Raw genomic sequence first — 16,987 nt, forward strand, 5'->3', positions numbered from 1 at the left:
GCGGACTACCTCGCGGCCGACGGCTTCACCGCGCTCAACACCGTCTCCTCGATCGGCTCCTTCCTCCTCGGCCTCTCGATGCTGCCGTTCTTCTACAACGTCTGGAAGACGGCGAAGTACGGCAAGAAGATCGACGTCGACGACCCCTGGGGCTACGGACGTTCGCTGGAGTGGGCGACCTCCTGCCCGCCCCCGGCGCACAACTTCTACGCCCTGCCCCGCATCCGCTCCGAGTCCCCGGCCTTCGATCTCCACCATCCCGAGGTCGCCCAGCTCGACGAACTCCACGTCGGCGAACCGCCGCCGACCTCCCGCGGCTTCACCACCGGGCGCGTCGACGAGTCCGGCGCGGCGGCCGGGGGCTCCGGCACGGCCCGCCCGGACGGTCAGCAGGGGGCGGACGGCGGGGAAGGCCAGGTGTGAGGCGCATGGCGACCCGCAAGCGCCCCCGGCGCGCAGCGAGGCAGGCGGCCGAGCGCCCCGAGCCCGTGGACAGCGCGTCCGGTGAAGTCGCAGAAGGGCTCGTCGACTTGGAGGGGTACCTCCTCGCGCACTCGGCGATCGACGAGGCCCGCGTGCAGGCCGCCTCCTTCACCCGCCGCCTCCCGTGGCTCACGGGGGAGCAGCGCCGCGAGGTGGAGACGCTCTACGCCGGCGACCATCTCGACCACACCCGCCGCTCCCTCCAGGCGACCATGCGGCGCGCCGGCGAACTGCGCCTCGAGTACCAGCACCGCTACGACCGGCTCAGGGCGCGCTGCACCGCGCTCTTCCTCGCGGCGACGGCGGCGGCGTCGGGCGTACTGACGCTGCTGGGCCTGGCGGCCCGGGGCTGAGGGGCGCACGACCGGAGCGCACAGAGCGGGGCGGGCACGAAGCCCGCCCCGCTTCCGTTGCCGGGGTGATTACCGGGAGTCCTCCTGGCGCGAACTCGACTTCGAGGGCGAGGTGTTCGCCTGCTCGCCGTCCTGCTGCGCCGGAATCGGCGTCTCCAGGGTGCCGTTCTCCAGGCTCTCCTCGATCGCGGAGACCGCCTTGTCGATCATGAGGTCCTGCTCGGCCTCCTGGCGTGCCTTGAGGTACGCCTGGCGCTCGTGGCGCAGCGACTTGATCGTCGCCGCGCACATGAAGAGCATCACGACGCTGAACGGCAGGGCGATGATGATCGCCGTCGTCTGGAGCGTGGTGAGCGAATCGGCGCCCTTGCCGCCCGCGACGAGGAGCGCGATGGCCACGGCGCCCTCGGCGCACGACCAGAAGACCCGGCTCCACCTCGGCGGATCGGGGTCGCCGCCGGAGGTGAGCATGTCGACGACGTAGGAGCCGGAGTCCGACGAGGTGACGAAGAAGAGGACGATCAGCAGGATCGTCAGGCCGATGACGATCCCGGCGGCCGGGAGGGTCTCCAGCAGCTGGAAGAGCGCCGTGTCGTTGTTGACGCCGTCCCCGATGAGGCCGCCCTCACCGAACACCTCGGTGTGGATGCCGGAACCGCCCAGGACGCTGTACCAGAAGAAGGTCAGCAGCGTCGGAACGAGCAGCACACCGCAGACGAACTCGCGGACGGTGCGCCCGCGCGAGATGCGTGCGATGAAGATGCCGACGAACGGCGACCAGGAGATCCACCAGCCCCAGTAGAAGATCGTCCAGTCCTTGATCCAGTCGGTCCCCTCGCTGCCCTGGCTCGCGCCGGTGTCGAAGCTCATCTGGAGCACGGTCTGGAGGTAGCCGCCGATGTTCTGGATGAAGCCGCTGAAGATGAAGAGCGTCGGCCCCGCGACGAGGACGAAGAGCATCAGCGCGGCGGCGAGGCCCATGTTGATGTTGGAGAGCCACTTGATGCCCTTGCCGATGCCCGTGACGACGGAAATCGTCGCGAGCACCGTGATCCCGACGATCAGGGCGACCTGGAAGCTCGTGCCGGGGTTCTCCACCCAGCCGGAGAAGTCGAGCCCTGCGGAGATCTGCATCACGCCGAAGCCGAGCGAGGTGGCGACGCCGAAGAGCGTGCCGACGACGGCGATGACGTCGATGACGTTGCCGAGCCAACCCTTGACGCGGTTGCCGAGGACCGGCTCCAGCGCCCAGCGGATCGAGACGGGGCGGCCCTTGCGGTGGATCGCGTAGGCGACGGCGAGTCCGACGACGACGTAGATCGCCCACGGGTGGATGCCCCAGTGCAGGAACGTCTGCACCATGGAGAACTCGGCCTTCTCGGCCGCGCTTTCACCGACGCCCGGTTTGGGCGCGTCGTAGAAGTTGAGCGGTTCGGCGACGCCCCAGAAGACGAGGCCGATGCCCATGCCGGCGGCGAAGAGCATCGAGAGCCAGGAGAGGAGGCTGTACTCGGCCTTCTCGTGGTCCTTGCCGAGCTTGATGTCGCCGAAGCGCCCTATCCCGACCCACAAAGCGAAGATCACGAAGAGCGAGACGATGGCCATGTAGTACCAGCCGAGCCCGCCCACGATGTTGTCCTGGATCGACGTCACCAGGTTCGCGGCCGACTCCTGGAAGATCACCGCGTAGAGCACGAAGGCCACGATGATGATCGCGGAGGGCCAGAAGACCCAGGGGGCCACCGACGATTCCCGTTTCTTCGGACCGCCGGATGGTCGGTTCTCGTCGGCCTCCGGCGGGGCCTCCCCCGTCTTCCCCGTTTCTTGCGCAGCCACACTCGTTCCCTTCGCGTCTGGGGCTGTGGTCATCAGCCGGGCACGTGGACGGCCCGGGCGAAGCGCGTGCCCGCGCCGCAGCCCTGTATGCATAACGAAAGGGAAACGTAGTCTTTGCCGAGGTCGGGTGGCACTCGTAGTCGAGTAGGTGTATGTGGCAGCCGCACGGCCGTGCGGTCAACGCCTGCGCCAGGGAAGCCTTCTGGAGCCGCGCGGATACTCGCCCCACGCCCGCGTCCGACCCGCTGCCTCGTCCTGGCGGTTCTCCTCCAGCGCGTTGACGGTGTGGTGCACGAGCCGCTGCGCCATCTCCCTGCGCCGGGCCGCCTCGTAGGCGCGGTGCTCGGCGCGGAGGCAGCGCAGCGTCGCGACGCACATGATCAGCATGATGACGCTGAAGGGCAGCGCGATGATGATCGCCGTCGTCTGGAGCGTGGTGAGCGAGTCGGAGCCGGCGCCTCCGGCGAGGAGGAGCGCGATGGCGACGGCGCCCTCCGCGACCGACCAGAAGACCCGGCTCCAGATCGGCGGGTTCTGGTCGCCGCCCGACGCGAGCATGTCGACGACGAACGAGCCGGAGTCCGAGGACGTCACGAAGAAGAGGACGATCAGCAGGATCGTGACGCCCGAGACGAAGCCGGTCCACGGAAGGTTGTGGAGGAGCTGGAAGAGCGCCGCGTCGGTGTTGACGCCTCCCTCGGTGAGGTTGCCGCTCCCGAAGATCTCCTCCCAGAGCGCGGAGCCGCCGAGCGCGGAGTACCAGAGGAAGGTGACGACGGTCGGCACCAGCAGCACGCCCGCGATGAACTCCCGCACGGTACGGCCGCGTGAGATGCGCGCGATGAAGATTCCGACGAACGGCACCCAGGAGATCCACCAGCCCCAGTAGAAGAGCGTCCACTGGCGCACCCACCCGGTGCCTTCGCTCCCGTAGTTGACGCCGGTGTCGAAGCTCATCTGGAGGAAGTTCTGAAGGTAGTTGCCGATGCTCTGGACGAGGGTGTTGAAGATGAACTCCGTCGGCCCGGTCACCAGCACGAAGATCATGAGCAGCGCCGCGATCGTGATGTTGACGTTGGAGAGCAGCCTGATCCCGCGCCCCAGCCCCGAGACCACGGAGCCGATGGCGATCAGCGTGATCACGACGATGAGGAGCACCTGGAGGCCCTCGCCCGTGCTGTCCACCCAGCCGCTGTACTCCATCCCCGCGGAGACCTGCATCACGCCGAAGCCGAGCGAGGTGGCGACGCCGAAGAGGGTGCCGATGATGGCGATGACGTCGATGAGGTCGCCCCAGCCGCCCTTGACGCGCTCCCCGATCAGGGGCTCGAGCGTCCACCGGATCGAGACGGGACGCCCCCTGCGGTGGATCGCGTAGGCGACGGCGAGGCCGACGACGGCGTAGATCGCCCAGGGGTGGACCCCCCAGTGCAGGAACGTCTGCCGCATCGCGAACTCGGAGCGCGCCGCGGAGCTCTCGCCGATGCCGGGCTTGGGCTCGTCGTAGAAGGTGAGCGGTTCGGCGACGCCCCAGAAGACGAGGCCGATCCCCATGCCGGCGGCGAAGAGCATCGAGAGCCAGGAGAGGAGGCCGAACTCCGGCTCCTCCTCGTCCCTGCCGAGCTTGATGTCGCCGAATCGGCTGACGCCGACCCAGATCGAGAAGATCACGAAGAGCGAGACGATCGCCTGGTAGTACCAGCCGAGGTAGCCGATGATGTGGTCCTGCACCGTCGTCACGGCCGAGGCGGCCGAGTGCGGGAAGAGCACCGCGTAGAGGACGAAGAGCAGGATGACCACGGCCGAGGGCCAGAAGACCCGGTGCGCCACCGAACTCGTGGGGCTCTCCGACTCCTCCTCGGCCTCCGTCTCGCCGGCGGGTTGATCGGGCGGGTTCCCCGTGGGGTGCGCGGCCACGCTCGGCTCCCTTCGCAGTGGGGGGTGGAAGAGGCGCGCGGCACGGGTCCGCGCTGGGCGGATGCGCGCGCAACTGGCTGGGATCTTATGTGTGTGTCCAGGTTTTGCCTGTTATTCCGTGGGCGCGGTGGTTTCGGAGGTCGTGTCGCAGCCGTTGGCGCGGCGCCGGGTGGTCCGCGGGTCTCGGGTGTGAACACCCGTCCGTCATGGCCGTGTTGACGGTATATGCCCGGAAGTGTGGCAACAGCGTTCTCTGCGTCGAATCGGGACGGTTCTCCGCTAGCGTGTGCCGCCCGCTGCTCGCCGATCTCCGAGCGCGGGCACACGTACGGCGGACGGGAAGGTTCCGGCATGTTCCGAGTGCGCAGGCGCGCAGGCGACCCGCAACACCCCCAGCACACGGGCGTACGCGCGCCAGGGGCGCGCCGGCGCGCGGCGTGGCTCGCGGTGCCCGCGGCGGTGGTCGTCCTCGCCGCGGGCGCCGTCGCCTCCGCGACGAGCGCCGCCGACCGGGTGCGGGGCGCCGACGCCGCACCGGAGCGGATCGACCCGGACGCGGCCAACATCCGCGGCGAGAAGGTCTATCGGGGCCTCGGGCGCGAGCACCGCAGCGGGCGGATCGCCTACCCGGCCCGGCCCGTGCCTCCCGTCGGCGGCCCCCACAACCCCGTGTGGCAGAACGCCGACGGCGCCGTCTACGACCGGCCGCTCCGCAACGAGCACGCCGTCCACTCGCTGGAGCACGGCACCGTGTGGGTCACCTACGCGCCCGACGCGCCGGCTTCCGGCGTCCGGGCCCTGCGCAAGCAGGTGGAGGGCGTGCCGTACCGAATGATGAGCCCCGTGCCGAAGCAGGGCGCCCCCTTCGAACTCACCGCCTGGGGGCACCAGTTGAGCCTGCGCAGCGGTACGGACAAGCGGGCCGCGCAGTTCCTCGAGGCGTACACGCAGGGACCGCAGACGCCCGAGGCCGGAGCGCCGGCGACCGGCGGACGGAAGACTCCGTGACCGCGCGCAGCCTCCGCACCGCGGGCCCCTGCCTCGTCCTCGCCGCACTTCTCGGCGCGCTGCTCCTCACCGCCGGAGCCCCCGCGGCAGAACGCGCTCCGGCGCGCGCCGGAGCGCCCGCGGACGACTCGGCCGACGTGGGGTTCGCGCGCGACATGTCCGTCCACCACCAGCAGGCGGTGGAGATGTCGTTCCACCTCTACCGCCACGGCGCCTCCGAGCGACTCCGCACGCTCGCGTACGACATCGCGCAGACGCAGGCGACGCAGCGCGGCATGATGCTCGGCTGGCTCGACCTGTGGGGGCGAAGTGCCTCCCCCAAGCACCCCATGGCGTGGATGGACATGCCGCCGCCGAGCGACGCCGACCGCCGCGAGGGCCGCCTCATGCCCGGCATGCTCAGCCGCGGCGAACTCGCCCAACTCCTCGACGCCGAGGGTGAGAAGGCCGATGTCCTCTTCCTCGAGCGCATGATCAGCCACCACCGCGGGGGCGTGCACATGGCGGAGGGAGCCGTGGAGCGCGCCGAGGAGCCGGTGGTGCGCCGTCTCGCCCAGGGCATGCTCGACGCGCAGAAGGCGGAGATCGACGAGATGACGCACCTGCTGCGCACCGTCGACGGCTCGGGCGGGGCGCCGTCCGACGCGGGGCACGGCGCGCACGCGCCGGCGCCCGGGGGGTCGGGTGGCTCGGGCGGGCACTGAGATCGGGTGTGCTCGGCGTTGCGTGGCTCCGCGTGCGGAGGCGGGGTCAACCACGCCCGCACGACGGGCGGTTCGCGCCCCGGGGCACGAGGGCGGTGCCGTCGGCCATGGCGGTCCGGAACCCCGAACCGGTGCGCAGGCCGTTCGGTACGGTGCGCTCGCCGGGACGCACGCGTCGTCGGCGTCCGCACGCAGAAGCTTTCGGCGGCTACCGGGCCGGTGGTGGCCACTGAGGTCGCGTTGTCGTGGCGGTGGCCTTCGGATGGGGCGGCAGGTCGTGGCAACCGGGTTGCGGGGCCACGGGGTTCGCGTCGTCGGGAGGGGCTGCGGGGCGGGCCGTCGACGGCCGAGGTCCGCGTCCGGTGCGGCGTATCAGCCGTTCGCTAGGCTGCCTTCGTCCCCGCCCCGAACCGCAGAGATTCCAGTGACCTTCCTCCGTTCCGCCGTGCTCTTCGTCGCCGCCGCGCTCTTCGAGATCGGAGGTGCGTGGCTCGTCTGGCAGGGCGTGCGGGAGCACCGGGGGTGGGTCTGGATCGGTGGTGGCGTCCTCGCGCTCGGGCTCTACGGTTTCGTCGCGACGCTCCAACCCGACGCGGAGTTCGGCCGCATCCTCGCGGCGTACGGCGGGGTCTTCGTCGCGGGGTCGCTCGCCTGGGGCATGGTCGCCGACGGGTACCGGCCCGACCGCTACGACGTGATCGGCGCCCTGATCTGCCTCGTCGGGATGGCTGTGATCATGTACTGGCCTCGGGCCCGCTGAGCGCGGGCCCGAGGGGTGTGCTGTGTGCGCCTCTCGTGCTAGCGCGGGCAGTGGGCGGTGCGGCTGATGCGCAGGGCCTTCGGGTAGTGCCTGAGTTCCAGCTTGCCCTTGAAGTGCGGCGGGATGCACCGGCGCTGGTTGTTGGTGAGGAGGAACTCGACCGCGTTGCGGCGGGTGTTGTTGTGCACCCAGTACTGGCGCGGCGTGATCCGCTGCCAGCGCCCGGTGACGCGGTTGTACTGCGCCGTCTTGTGGGTGAAGTGCCGGTCGCGGTAGAGGCAGACGTACCGCGGGGCGCAGCGGTCGGGCCGCTGCGCTGCCGGGGCGGTCTGCTCCTGCTGGGCCGTTGCCTGGGTCCTGCTCGGCGCTGCCTGCGCACCCGCGGTGGCCGGTACGGCGGTGAACGCGACGGCTGCGGCCGCGAGCGCGGCGGGGACGGTGTACTTCCTGGCGTTGTGGAACACGCGAACTCCTTTGCTGCGAACGGTGATCGGTGAACTACGTGCACTGGACCCGGGCGACCGCGCAGGGCATGAGCCTGGGAGCGGGAGGGGGGTCGAAGCGGAATCGAGCGGCCGGATCGCCTCGACCGGGTCGGGGGCCCGGATGCCGGGCGGCCCGAGAACACTGTGGGGCCGAGGCGCGGGGGCCGCTACGGAACGTCGACCAAACCGCCGTGAGGGGTGAGCTTCGGAGGGTCGCGTTGACGCGGGCTCGGACGCCAGGCCGAGAGGAGGGACGGGCGCGTCCCTCCTCGTATGCGCGTACGTCAGGCGGGGCCGCCGAGGGCGGCCGTCAAGTGCCGTGCCGCGCCCGTGACTTCGTCGATCACGCCGGGGACGGCCTCGGGCGGGAGCCGGAAGACGGGCGCGGAGACGTTGAGCGCCGCGGTCACCGTGCCCCGGTGGTCGCGCACCGGCGCGGCCACGGCGACGAGCCCCGGTTCGTACTCCTCCGCGGCGAGGACGTACCCGGCGGCGCGCTCGGCGCTCAGCCGCTCCAGCAGCGCGGGGAGCGTGCGCGGGGCGTGCTCGGTGCCGGGGAGTCGGCCGTCGGAGCCGGCCTGCGCGGCGTCGCCGAGGAGGCCGCGCACCTCGTCCTCGCCGAGGCCGAGCAGGAGGGCGCGCCCCGAGGAGGTGCAGTTGACCGGTGTCGCGCGGCCGATCCATTCGTGCGCCTGGAGGCCGCGCACCGGCCGCTCGGTGAGGACGGTCACGGCGCTGGCGCCGCTGAGCACCGTCAGATAGGCGGGCTCGCGAAGACTCTGCACGAGCTGCCGCAGCACGCCGGGGGCTTCCTGGCGGAGACGTTCCCCGCCGGCGGCCCCGGCGAGCGCGAAGACCTGCCAGCCGATCCGGTACTCCAGGCTCGACGGGTCCCGCTCGACGAACCCGGCCTCGGCGAGCACCTTCAGCGTCCGCGACACCTGCGTCTTCTCCCGCCCGAGCGCCGACGCCACCCCCTGTACGCCCTGCGGTCCCGAGCCCAGGACCCGCAGGACGTCGAGCGCCCGCTGCACGCTGCTCAGCGACTCAGCCGCCATCGTCCCGACCGCCTTCCCTCGGTGTCCCAAGGGTGCCGGAGGCGTGCGTATGGAGCAACTCTCGTTGGCTGGTGTGCACCCGCGCTTCGTACGGTCGCAGGCATGTGTGGCATCGCAGCAATCCATCCCCGGCGGAGCGCCGAAGCTTCCGACGCCGAACCCTGTCCCGGCCCGGGCACCGTGCAGCAGCGCGGTGCCCGGATGCTCGACCGGCTCGCGCACCGCGGGCCCGACGACGTCGACGCGCGCCGGGTCGGCGCCTCCTGGCTCGGCCACCGCCGGCTCTCCCTCCTCGACCTCGAAGGCGGCCGGCAGCCGCTCACCGGGCCGGAGGAATCCGAGACCGCCTGGACGCTCGTCTGCAACGGCGAGATCTACAACGACCCCGAGCTCCGCGCCCGCTACGGCGACGACCAGTACCTGACCACCTCCGACTCCGAGTCGGCGCTCGTCGCCCTGCGCACCGAGGGCGCCGCAGGCCTCGCCCGGCTCGGCGGCATGTGGGCGCTCTGCGCCGCGACCCCGGACGGGCGGTTCCTCGCGGCCCGCGACCGGATCGGGATCAAGCCGCTCTTCTGGGCACGCACACCGGAGGCCGTCCACTTCGCCTCCGAGCTCCGCGCGTTCGACGCCGACGTCCAGCCGTACGCCGAGATGTTCCCGCCCGGGCACTGGTGGACCCCCGAGGACGGTCTCCACCGGTTCGCCGAGCCCGTGCCCGAGCGCGCGGCGGCCGACGTCTGGGACGGGGTGAGCGCCCGGGTCCAGGAGAAGGCGACGCACGAGGTGGTCGCCGACTCCGTGCGGCGGCACCTGCGGGCCGACGTGGAGGTCGGCGTCTTCCTCTCCGGCGGGCTCGACTCCAGCCTCGTCGCGGCCGTCGCCGCCGAGGAGTACGCGGCGCAGGGCCGCACGCTGAAGACGTTCGCCGTCGGCACCCCCGACTCGCCCGACCTCCTCGCGGCCCGCGAGGCCGCCGCCCACCTCGGCACCGAGCACCACGAGGCGCTCCTCGACGCGGAATCCGCGACGGCCGCGCTCGACGAGGTGGTCGCCGGCGTGGAGAACTTCGACGCCGGCCTGATCCGCAGCGCCGTGCCCAACTGGTTCCTCTCGCAGCTCGCCGCCCGGCACGTCAAGGCGGTGCTCACGGGGGAGGGCGCCGACGAACTCTTCGCCGGCTACGGCTACTACCACCGCGAGCACGCGGACCCCGAGGCGCTCGACGCCGAACTCCGGCGCAGCGTCGGCCTGTTGCACGGTCTCAACCTGCAACGTTGCGACCGCGTCACGATGGCGCACGGCCTGGAGGCCCGCGTGCCCTTCCTCGACTCCGATGTCATCGCCCACGCGATGTCGCTGCCGCTCGCGACGAAGTCCCTGGAGCAGGTGGGCGAGGACCCCGACGACGTCATGGAGAAGGCCCACCTGCGCCGCTCCTTCGCCGGATACCTCCCCGACCGCCTGCTGTGGCGGCGCAAGGTGCAGTTCGGCACCGGCAGCGGTGCGGGAAGCCTGCTGACGCCGTACTGGGAGGAACAGCTCGACGACGACGAACTCACCGCCGCACGGCGGGAGTCCGGCGTCCCGCTCCGCTCCAAGGAGGAGCTCGCCTACTACCGGGCCTTCCGGCGGGCGCTGCCGAAGGTGCGGGTGGAGAAGGTGCTGACGAGGTTCGCCGAGGGGTGACGCCGGCGGGGGTGGTGTCCGGCGGTCCGTGCAGACGGCGGCCCGTCGCCGTACTCGCCGGGGCCGCAGCCGGGATCCGCACCATGCCACCGAGCGCGCTCGTCCGACGGTCGGGTCGTCCCGCTCCGCACCGGGCCGGAACGGACCGGTTCGCGCCCACCGCGCCTCGGAGAACGGGCCCGGAACGTCGGCCGGTCGGTTCAGGCGGAAGCACCGCAGGAGCGCGGTCCGTAGGGCCGGACGGAGCTGCCCGGCCGGAGCGGCAGGCTCGTGCGCGCGCCGCACACGTGCGCCTTTTCGGCCGCGTCCGCCCGCTCCTGGCGCGCGTGTAGCCTGGCCGACGGCGTACGGCGGGGTTTCGGCCGTAGTCCGACGAGCCGGACCGGGCCCGAGCGGCGGGGGCCGGGACGCCGAGGAGCGAGCCGCCGAGGAAGAGCATGCACAGCCAGTACCGAACCGATCCCCAGCGGCGCCTCCTCGGCCTGCTCGTCTGCCCCGTCTGCGGTGGGCGGCTCGAATCGGTGGACGGCGCGGTCGAGTGCGTGCGGCGGCACACCTTCAACCGCGCGCGGCAGGGGTACCTGAGCCTCCCCGTCGGCAACGCGCAGCAGGCCGCCGACACTTCGGCGATGGTGCAGGCGCGCGAGGAGTTCCTCACAGCCGGACACTACGGACCGCTGACGGCCGCACTCGCCGGTGCCGCGGCCGCTCGGGCGCCGCGGGACGCGGCCGTCCTCGACGCGGGCACCGGCACGGGCCACTACCTCGCCGCCGTCCTCGACGCGCTGCCGGACGCCGTCGGACTCGGCCTCGACACCTCGAAGTCCGCCCTCCGCCGCGCAGCGCGGGCCCACCCGCGAGCGGCGGCGGCGAGCGGCGACGTCTGGCGTCCGCTGCCCGTCCGCACCGGAGCCTTCGACCTCGTGCTCGACGTCTTCGCACCGCGCAACGGCCCCGAGTTCCACCGTGCGCTGCGTCCCGGCGGCGCCGTCCTCGTCGTCACGCCCACGCCGCGGCACCTCGCCGAGCTGCGCCGGCGGACCGGGATGCTCTCGGTCGACGGCGCGAAGGAGGAGCGCCTCCAGCGCGCGCTGGGGGAGGACTTCACCCAAGTCGACGAAGAGCGGGTGGAGTTCGGTCTCGCCCTCGGTCCCGACGACCTCCACCGCCTCGCCGCGATGGGCCCGACGGGACATCACGTCGCGCCCGAGGAGCTGCGCCGGCGCGTGGCGGCGCTCGGCGACCGGTTCGAGGTGACGGCTTCGCTGCGGCTGTCGGTGCACGAGGCGCGCTGAACCGGGCGAGGGTGCAGGCGGGCCGTGGCCGGGGGGTTCACGGTTTGCGGGCGACGCCCGCGAGGAAGCCGACGTCGGCGTCCTCCATCTCGGCCGAGGCGTCGGCGCGCCAGCGATGCGTGGTGACGAGGCCGGGCGGGAGGAGGTCGAGCCCGTCGAAGAAGGAGCCGATCTCCTTGCGCGAGCGCATCCGCAGCGACGTGCCGCCGCGGCTGTAGAGGGACTCGGCGGTGCTGGTGTCCTCGGGTGAGGCGAAGTCGTCGGTGACGTGCGAGAGGACGAGGAAGCTCCCCGAGGGCAGCGGCTCCATGAGGCGCCGCACGAGGCCGTACGGGTCGGCGTCGTCCGGGACGAAGTGCATCAGGGCGACGAGGGAGAGCGCGACGGGCATGTCGAGGTCGAGCACCTCGCGCACCTCGGGAGCGTCGACGATGGCGTCCTCGCGCACGTCGGCGTCGACGTAGACGGTGCGGCCCTCGGGGCTGCTGCGGAGGAGCGCGTCGGCGTACTCCAGGACGAGCGGGTCGTTGTCGGCGTAGACGACGCGGCACTCCGGCGCGACCGCCTGCGCGACCTGGTGGAGGTTGGGCTTGGTCGGGATGCCCGTGCCGACGTCGAGGAACTGCCGCACCCCGTACTCGGCCGCGAGGGTGCGCACCGCGCGGTGCATGAACGCGCGGTTGGCGCGGGCCGCGGTGAGCACCGTCGGGTAGGTGGCGATGACGGCGTTGGCCGCGTGCCGGTCGACCTCGAACCAGTCCTTGCCGCCCAGGTAGTAGTCGTACATCCGGGCCGAGTGCGGCTTGGACGTGTCGATGCGCTCGTGCGGATCGGTCATCCGGTCCTCCCCGTGTGTCGGCCTGTCGAGTGCGTGACGAGGCTACCCGGCGGTGGGGGTTGGCGCAGTAGGGCGTCAACTTCCCTTCGTGGGGAACAGGTTGGGCGCGGGGATGGTGGACGCCCGAAGGGGACGAGCCCCTGCCCTGATCAACGTGCGGGCAGGGGCGGGGAGTTGGTCAGCGTGCTTGTTCCTGTGCGTTTGCCACGAACGCGGACCAGGTGGAGGGAGAGAAGTGGAGATGTCCGCGCCGAGTGTCCTTACTGTCGCGGACGGGGATGCTTCCGGCGGACGCGTGTCCCGGGGCCCACTCGACGCAGTTGCCCCCTTGGTGGTCGCTGTAGCTGGACTTGATCCACTGCGTTTCGCTCATGTTCTGACCTCACGTTATCGATGTACGCGGCCGAGTCCCGGGCGCTCAGGGAGCCCGCCCGGACGAGATCGTAGATCCTGACCGCGTTGTTGACGCTGTCAGCCGCTTGATAAGGGCGCCCACCCTGCGGCCCCTCCACGTAGACCTGCGGTCCGCTGCCGGGGATGTCCAGCACTACGTACGCCGCACTGATCGCCACTTCAGCGGAGGAGAACGGGAGCACCTGCACGGTGAGTGTGGGATGGCGCCTCATCATCGCAAGTATGTGACTCATCTGATCCGCCATGGTCCGTGACGATCCGACGATGTTCCACAGGGCTGGTTCGCACAGAACTACCCATACGGTGGGCGGAGTTACCGCATCGAGTACCTCGTGCCTGCGGAGTCGGCTGGTCACCTTGGCGTCGATGTCCTGAGGAGGGCATGGACGTGCGCCGCTCAGCGACGCGCGTGCATACTCCGGCGTCTGAAGCAGCCCCATGACGAACATGGTGGAGAAGTCGCGAATCGCCGACGCCTCGCGCTCGGCGTCGATGTACGGAGCGAACCACGCCGGGTGCTCTCCCTCCGTGATGCGCCGAAGCTGTCGGACGAAGAGGTCGCCCGTGTTGAACGCTTTGTCGCACCCTTCCGCGAAACGGGGCGTCGGGATCACCGTCCCGGTTTCCACTTTGCTCACGTAGGTCCGGCTGTACCCGGTCGCCACCGTGAGCCCTGTCTGGGACATCTTCCGCGCGATCCGCACTCTGCGTACGTCGTCGCCGAACGTGTCCCCGGAGGCGTTCACAACAGGAGATGTTGGTTGTCGCTTCGGCATGTCTGACCAGTCCCAATGGTTTTTGAGCAAGGTCATGGGTCGGCTCGCCGTGTGAACAGAGCCGAGCACACCGTCACATCCTACGCCGCTGCGTGTTCCTCTCGACACAGTCAGTGAAAGGACAGCGTATGCGGCAACACGCAATCACCGCGCCGGATCGGGCCGTTGGCGAGCTTCGCACGGCCCTCGTCGGCGCCGGCACCCAACTGCCGTTCCTGAGCGTCGACTTGCTCCTTCCTCCGCCCGCCCACCAGTACCCCGTGATCACACTGGGGCGCTGCTCGGCCGAGACCGCCCAAGCACTGGCGCACGCCCTCCGAAAGGACCCGTCATGCCGGAACCACTGATCGGAACGCTCGTCCGCGACGGTGAATCGGGCGTCGTGGGTGTCCTCCAGGACGTATGCGCCTTCGTGGACCCGGCCGCGCTGCCGGGCACCGCTCGGCCGATCCGCACGGCGTTCGTGCGTCCCGTAGCGGGAGGCGTCGAGAAAGCGTGCAAGCCCGAAGCGCTCGTCCCCGCGGGGTCGTTCGGCTGTCCGCACCCGACGCTGGAGCAGCGTAAGGACGGCAAGTACTGCACGAAGTGCAACAGCCTCATCTACCGGAACCCCTTGTAAGCTCCCGCCTCTTGCCGGACGCCCCCGGGGTCCGGTGAGGGGCGGGCACCATGGATGCCGTGTGGGCTCCTCGCGGACGGCACCCGGAGAAGTCGCCCTGCTGCTGCGAGAGTTGGCCGCCCGCGGCCGGCGGTGATCAGGGGCCTTCGGCCTCGGCCGCGTCGAGGCGGCGTTCGATCCGTCGGAGGGCGGCGCGGAGTTCGTCGATGTCGGCCTTGTCGGCGCTCTGGTCGGCCGCTTTGAGTTTGACGAGAAGCGTGCCGCCGGGCTCCAGCGTGACGAGGGACGACTCGCTGACGTCGTCGCCGCCCTGCCGGCGCACGGCGGCGCGCACGTCCGAGGTGCGCAGGCCGAGTCGGGCGATCGTGCGCCGGCGCGGGCGCCCGTCCTCGACGAGTACGAGCGGGCGCCCTTCCAGGAGCTGCCGCACCCGCTCGAACCGGGACGCGGCGTGCACGACCGCGGAGTTGGCCGCGAGGAGCACCGCGGCCCCGAAGAGCCCGCCGGCGAGCGAGTCGTCCTGTCCGATCACCGCGTTCTGCACGACGTTGGAGAGGAGCAGCATCACGACCAGGTCGAACGTGTTGAGCTGCGCGAGGTCCCGCCGCCCCATGGCGCGCAGCAGGAAGATGACGGCGACGTAGACGAGGATCGTGCGGAGCGCCTTCTCGCCGTAGGGGACGCCGGCGGTGAGCAGGTCGTGCCACATCAGGACGTGCGCCGGGGGAGCGTCGACGGGAGCGCGGACGTTCGAGGGGCGGAATCTGGCATGGCACCACCATAGGGTCCCATTCATTGGAAGTCGCCATAAAAGCGGCATCCGTTGTGAGGTCCACCACCTCGACGTGCACCGCACACCCCGCCCGGGGGATGCTCGGCACGTGCAGTACACGAGCGACCGAGACCGCAGCGCCGCCCACCTCACCCACTGGGGAGCGGCCGAGATCACCAGCGACGGCCACCGCCTCACCTCCGTACGCCCGAGGCCGGACGACCCCGAACCCACGCCCGTGCTGGAGAACCTCGCCGACGCACAGCACCACCCGACCCGCATCGACCGCCCGCACATCAGGCGCGGCTGGCTGGAGGACGGACCGGGCCCCGGGCCGCGGGGCGACGACCCTTTCGTCCCGGTGAGCTGGGAGACGGCGCTGGAGGCGCTCTCCGGCGAACTCGCCCGCGTCTACGGCGAGTACGGCGCAGGCGCGGTCTACGGCGGCTCGTACGGGTGGGGCAGCGCCGGCCGGTTCCACCACGCGCAGAGCCAGGTCCACCGGTTCCTCAACGCGCTCGGCGGCTACGTCCAGTCGGTGCACAGCTACAGCTACGGCGCCTCCTCCGCGATCCTTCCGCACGTCCTCGGCACCAGCGCGGAGTGGACGATGCGGGGCTCGACCGCCTGGGAGGTGATCGCCGAACACACCGGCCTCCTCCTCGCGTTCGGCGGCATCTCGGGGAAGAACTCGCAGGCCGGCCCTGGCGGCGTCACCCGCCACACGCTCCGCGGCACCCTCCGCAGCGCCCGCGAGCGCGGCTGCCGCACCGTCTCGGTGAGCCCGCTCCGCGACGACACCCCCGAGGAGGCCGGCGCCGAGTGGCTCGCCCCTGCGCCGGGTACCGACGCCGCGCTGATGCTCGCGCTCGCGCACGTCCTCGACGCCGAGGACCTCGCCGACCGCGCCTTCCTCTCCCGCTGCACCACCGGCTACCCGCGGTTCGCCGCGTACCTCCGCGGCAGCGCGGACGGCGTCGCCAAGTCCCCCGAGTGGGCAGCGCAGCTCACGGGCCTCGACGCGGCGCGGATTCGGGAGCTCGCCCGTGAGATGGCCCGGAACCGCACCATGATCACGGTGAGCTGGTCGCTCCAGCGCACCCACCACGGAGAGCAGCCCGTCTGGCTCGGCGTCGTCCTCGCCGCGATGCTCGGGCAGATCGGCCTGCCCGGCGGGGGCTTCGGCCACGGCTACGGCTCCGCCGCCGACATCGGGCGCCCCCGCCGCGTCGCGTCCGCGCCCTCGCTCCCGCAGCACTTCGGCGCGCAGGCGCGCGGCACGTCCGCGTACATACCGGTGGCCCGCATCGCCGACATGCTCCTCAACCCGGGCGCCGCCTACGAGTTCGACGGGCGGCACCTGCGCTACCCGGAGATCCGCCTCGTCTACTGGTGCGGCGGCAACCCCTTCCACCACCACCAGGACCTCGCACGCCTGCGCCGCGCCTTCCGCCGCCCGGAGACCGTCGTCGTCCACGACCCGTTCTGGACCGCGACCGCGCGCCACGCCGACATCGTCCTCCCCTCGACGATGTCCGTTGAGCGCGACGACTTCGGCTCCGGCAGCAACGACCCCACGATGCTCGCCATGCCGGCGCTCACGGCGCCGCACGCGGAGGCGAGGGACGACTACGACGTCTTCGCCGACCTCTCCCGACTTCTCGGCCGCGGCGAGGAGTTCACCCGGGGACGCACCAGCCGCGAGTGGCTGCGCAGCCTCTACGACGACTGGCGCGCCCGCCTCGCCGCAGACGGCCACCCGCTCCCCGACTTCGACGCCTTCTGGGCCGAGGGCCGACTCACCATCCCCGTCCCCGAACCCGGGCAGATCCTCCTCGCCGACTTCCGCGCCGACCCCGAGCGCCACCCGCTCCCCACACCGAGCGGCCGCATCGAGATCCACTCCGAGACCGTCGAGGGCTTCGGCTACCACGACTGCCCCGGACACCCCGTCTGGCGCGAGCCCGCCGAGTGGCTCCG

The 16,987-nt window shown here is 71.6% G+C and carries 16 protein-coding genes and 2 pseudogenes; 10 read left to right on the forward strand and 8 right to left on the reverse strand.

Going from position 1 to position 16,987, the window contains the following annotated elements:
- Positions 1-423: pseudogene (locus UWG_RS30915) on the forward strand (aa3-type cytochrome oxidase subunit I); the annotation flags it as partial.
- A 5-nt stretch (positions 424-428) separates the two neighbouring features.
- Positions 429-836: a hypothetical protein gene (locus UWG_RS0124180; RefSeq protein ID WP_016909772.1), complete on the forward strand. Its 408-nt coding sequence runs from the start codon at positions 429-431 to the stop codon at positions 834-836.
- A 69-nt stretch (positions 837-905) separates the two neighbouring features.
- Here the strand turns inward: UWG_RS0124180 and UWG_RS0124185 are convergent, their stop codons facing one another.
- A complete protein-coding gene (locus tag UWG_RS0124185; protein ID WP_237720273.1) occupies positions 906-2,672 on the reverse strand; it encodes a BCCT family transporter in 1,767 nt (588 codons plus the stop codon).
- A 177-nt stretch (positions 2,673-2,849) separates the two neighbouring features.
- Complete coding sequence (locus UWG_RS0124190) at positions 2,850-4,589, reverse strand: BCCT family transporter (RefSeq protein WP_016909774.1); 1,740 nt, start codon at positions 4,587-4,589, stop codon at positions 2,850-2,852.
- 351 nt (positions 4,590-4,940) lie between these two features.
- On the opposite strand from UWG_RS0124190, the gene UWG_RS0124195 reads away from it, so the two are divergent.
- The 3 genes from UWG_RS0124195 (at position 4,941) to UWG_RS0124205 (ending at position 7,061) form a co-directional block, all read left to right on the forward strand.
- On the forward strand, positions 4,941-5,597 hold the full coding sequence (locus UWG_RS0124195) for a DUF3105 domain-containing protein (protein ID WP_016909775.1): 657 nt from the start codon (positions 4,941-4,943) through the stop codon (positions 5,595-5,597).
- Positions 5,594-6,301 (forward strand): DUF305 domain-containing protein, encoded by a 708-nt coding sequence (locus UWG_RS0124200; RefSeq protein WP_016909776.1) that lies wholly within the window; start codon positions 5,594-5,596, stop codon positions 6,299-6,301. The genes UWG_RS0124195 and UWG_RS0124200 overlap by 4 nt, the downstream gene beginning before the upstream one ends.
- Positions 6,302-6,725: 424 nt before the next feature.
- Positions 6,726-7,061 carry a YnfA family protein gene (locus UWG_RS0124205; RefSeq protein ID WP_016909777.1) on the forward strand — a complete coding sequence of 112 codons (336 nt, stop codon included), beginning with the start codon at positions 6,726-6,728 and terminating at the stop codon, positions 7,059-7,061.
- 38 nt (positions 7,062-7,099) lie between these two features.
- Here UWG_RS0124205 and UWG_RS0124210 read toward each other — a convergent pair whose 3' ends face one another.
- Positions 7,100-7,525, reverse strand: a complete 426-nt coding sequence (locus UWG_RS0124210; protein WP_016909778.1) for a hypothetical protein — start codon at positions 7,523-7,525, stop codon at positions 7,100-7,102.
- A 305-nt stretch (positions 7,526-7,830) separates the two neighbouring features.
- Complete coding sequence (locus UWG_RS0124215) at positions 7,831-8,604, reverse strand: IclR family transcriptional regulator (RefSeq protein WP_016909779.1); 774 nt, start codon at positions 8,602-8,604, stop codon at positions 7,831-7,833.
- A 102-nt stretch (positions 8,605-8,706) separates the two neighbouring features.
- Here UWG_RS0124215 and asnB point away from each other — a divergent pair, with 102 nt between their 5' ends.
- Complete coding sequence (gene asnB, locus UWG_RS0124220; RefSeq protein WP_237720274.1) at positions 8,707-10,293, forward strand: asparagine synthase (glutamine-hydrolyzing); 1,587 nt, start codon at positions 8,707-8,709, stop codon at positions 10,291-10,293.
- A gap of 437 nt (positions 10,294-10,730) precedes the next feature.
- Positions 10,731-11,588, forward strand: coding sequence for a methyltransferase domain-containing protein (locus UWG_RS0124225; RefSeq protein WP_016909781.1), 858 nt, complete (start codon positions 10,731-10,733; stop codon positions 11,586-11,588).
- Between the two features lie 37 nt (positions 11,589-11,625).
- Here UWG_RS0124225 and UWG_RS0124230 read toward each other — a convergent pair whose 3' ends face one another.
- The 3 genes and pseudogenes from UWG_RS0124230 to UWG_RS0124235 all read right to left on the reverse strand — a co-directional run bounded on the left by UWG_RS0124230 (position 11,626) and on the right by UWG_RS0124235 (position 13,586).
- On the reverse strand, positions 11,626-12,426 hold the full coding sequence (locus UWG_RS0124230; protein ID WP_016909782.1) for an SAM-dependent methyltransferase: 801 nt from the start codon (positions 12,424-12,426) through the stop codon (positions 11,626-11,628).
- Between the two features lie 178 nt (positions 12,427-12,604).
- Positions 12,605-12,727, reverse strand: a pseudogene (locus UWG_RS33855) (DUF397 domain-containing protein); the annotation flags it as partial.
- Positions 12,687-13,586 (reverse strand): helix-turn-helix domain-containing protein, encoded by a 900-nt coding sequence (locus tag UWG_RS0124235; protein ID WP_016909783.1) that lies wholly within the window; start codon positions 13,584-13,586, stop codon positions 12,687-12,689. The pseudogene UWG_RS33855 and the gene UWG_RS0124235, both read right to left, overlap by 41 nt.
- A 158-nt stretch (positions 13,587-13,744) precedes the next feature.
- On the opposite strand from UWG_RS0124235, the gene UWG_RS0124240 reads away from it, so the two are divergent.
- Positions 13,745-13,963, forward strand: a complete 219-nt coding sequence (locus tag UWG_RS0124240) for a hypothetical protein (RefSeq protein ID WP_016909784.1) — start codon at positions 13,745-13,747, stop codon at positions 13,961-13,963.
- Positions 13,948-14,235, forward strand: coding sequence for a hypothetical protein (locus tag UWG_RS0124245; protein WP_016909785.1), 288 nt, complete (start codon positions 13,948-13,950; stop codon positions 14,233-14,235). The genes UWG_RS0124240 and UWG_RS0124245 overlap by 16 nt, the downstream gene beginning before the upstream one ends.
- 136 nt (positions 14,236-14,371) lie before the next feature.
- On the opposite strand, the gene UWG_RS0124250 is transcribed toward UWG_RS0124245, so the two are convergent.
- Positions 14,372-15,031, reverse strand: a complete 660-nt coding sequence (locus tag UWG_RS0124250; RefSeq protein WP_237720275.1) for a DUF421 domain-containing protein — start codon at positions 15,029-15,031, stop codon at positions 14,372-14,374.
- An 85-nt stretch (positions 15,032-15,116) separates the two neighbouring features.
- Here UWG_RS0124250 and UWG_RS30920 point away from each other — a divergent pair.
- Positions 15,117-16,987: molybdopterin-dependent oxidoreductase (locus UWG_RS30920; protein WP_016909787.1), on the forward strand; the 1,871-nt coding region annotated here is incomplete at its 3' end.

Origin of the sequence: Streptomyces xiaopingdaonensis (genome assembly GCF_000262345.1) — a bacterium.
Taxonomy (GTDB): Bacteria; Actinomycetota; Actinomycetes; order Streptomycetales; family Streptomycetaceae; genus Streptomyces; species Streptomyces xiaopingdaonensis.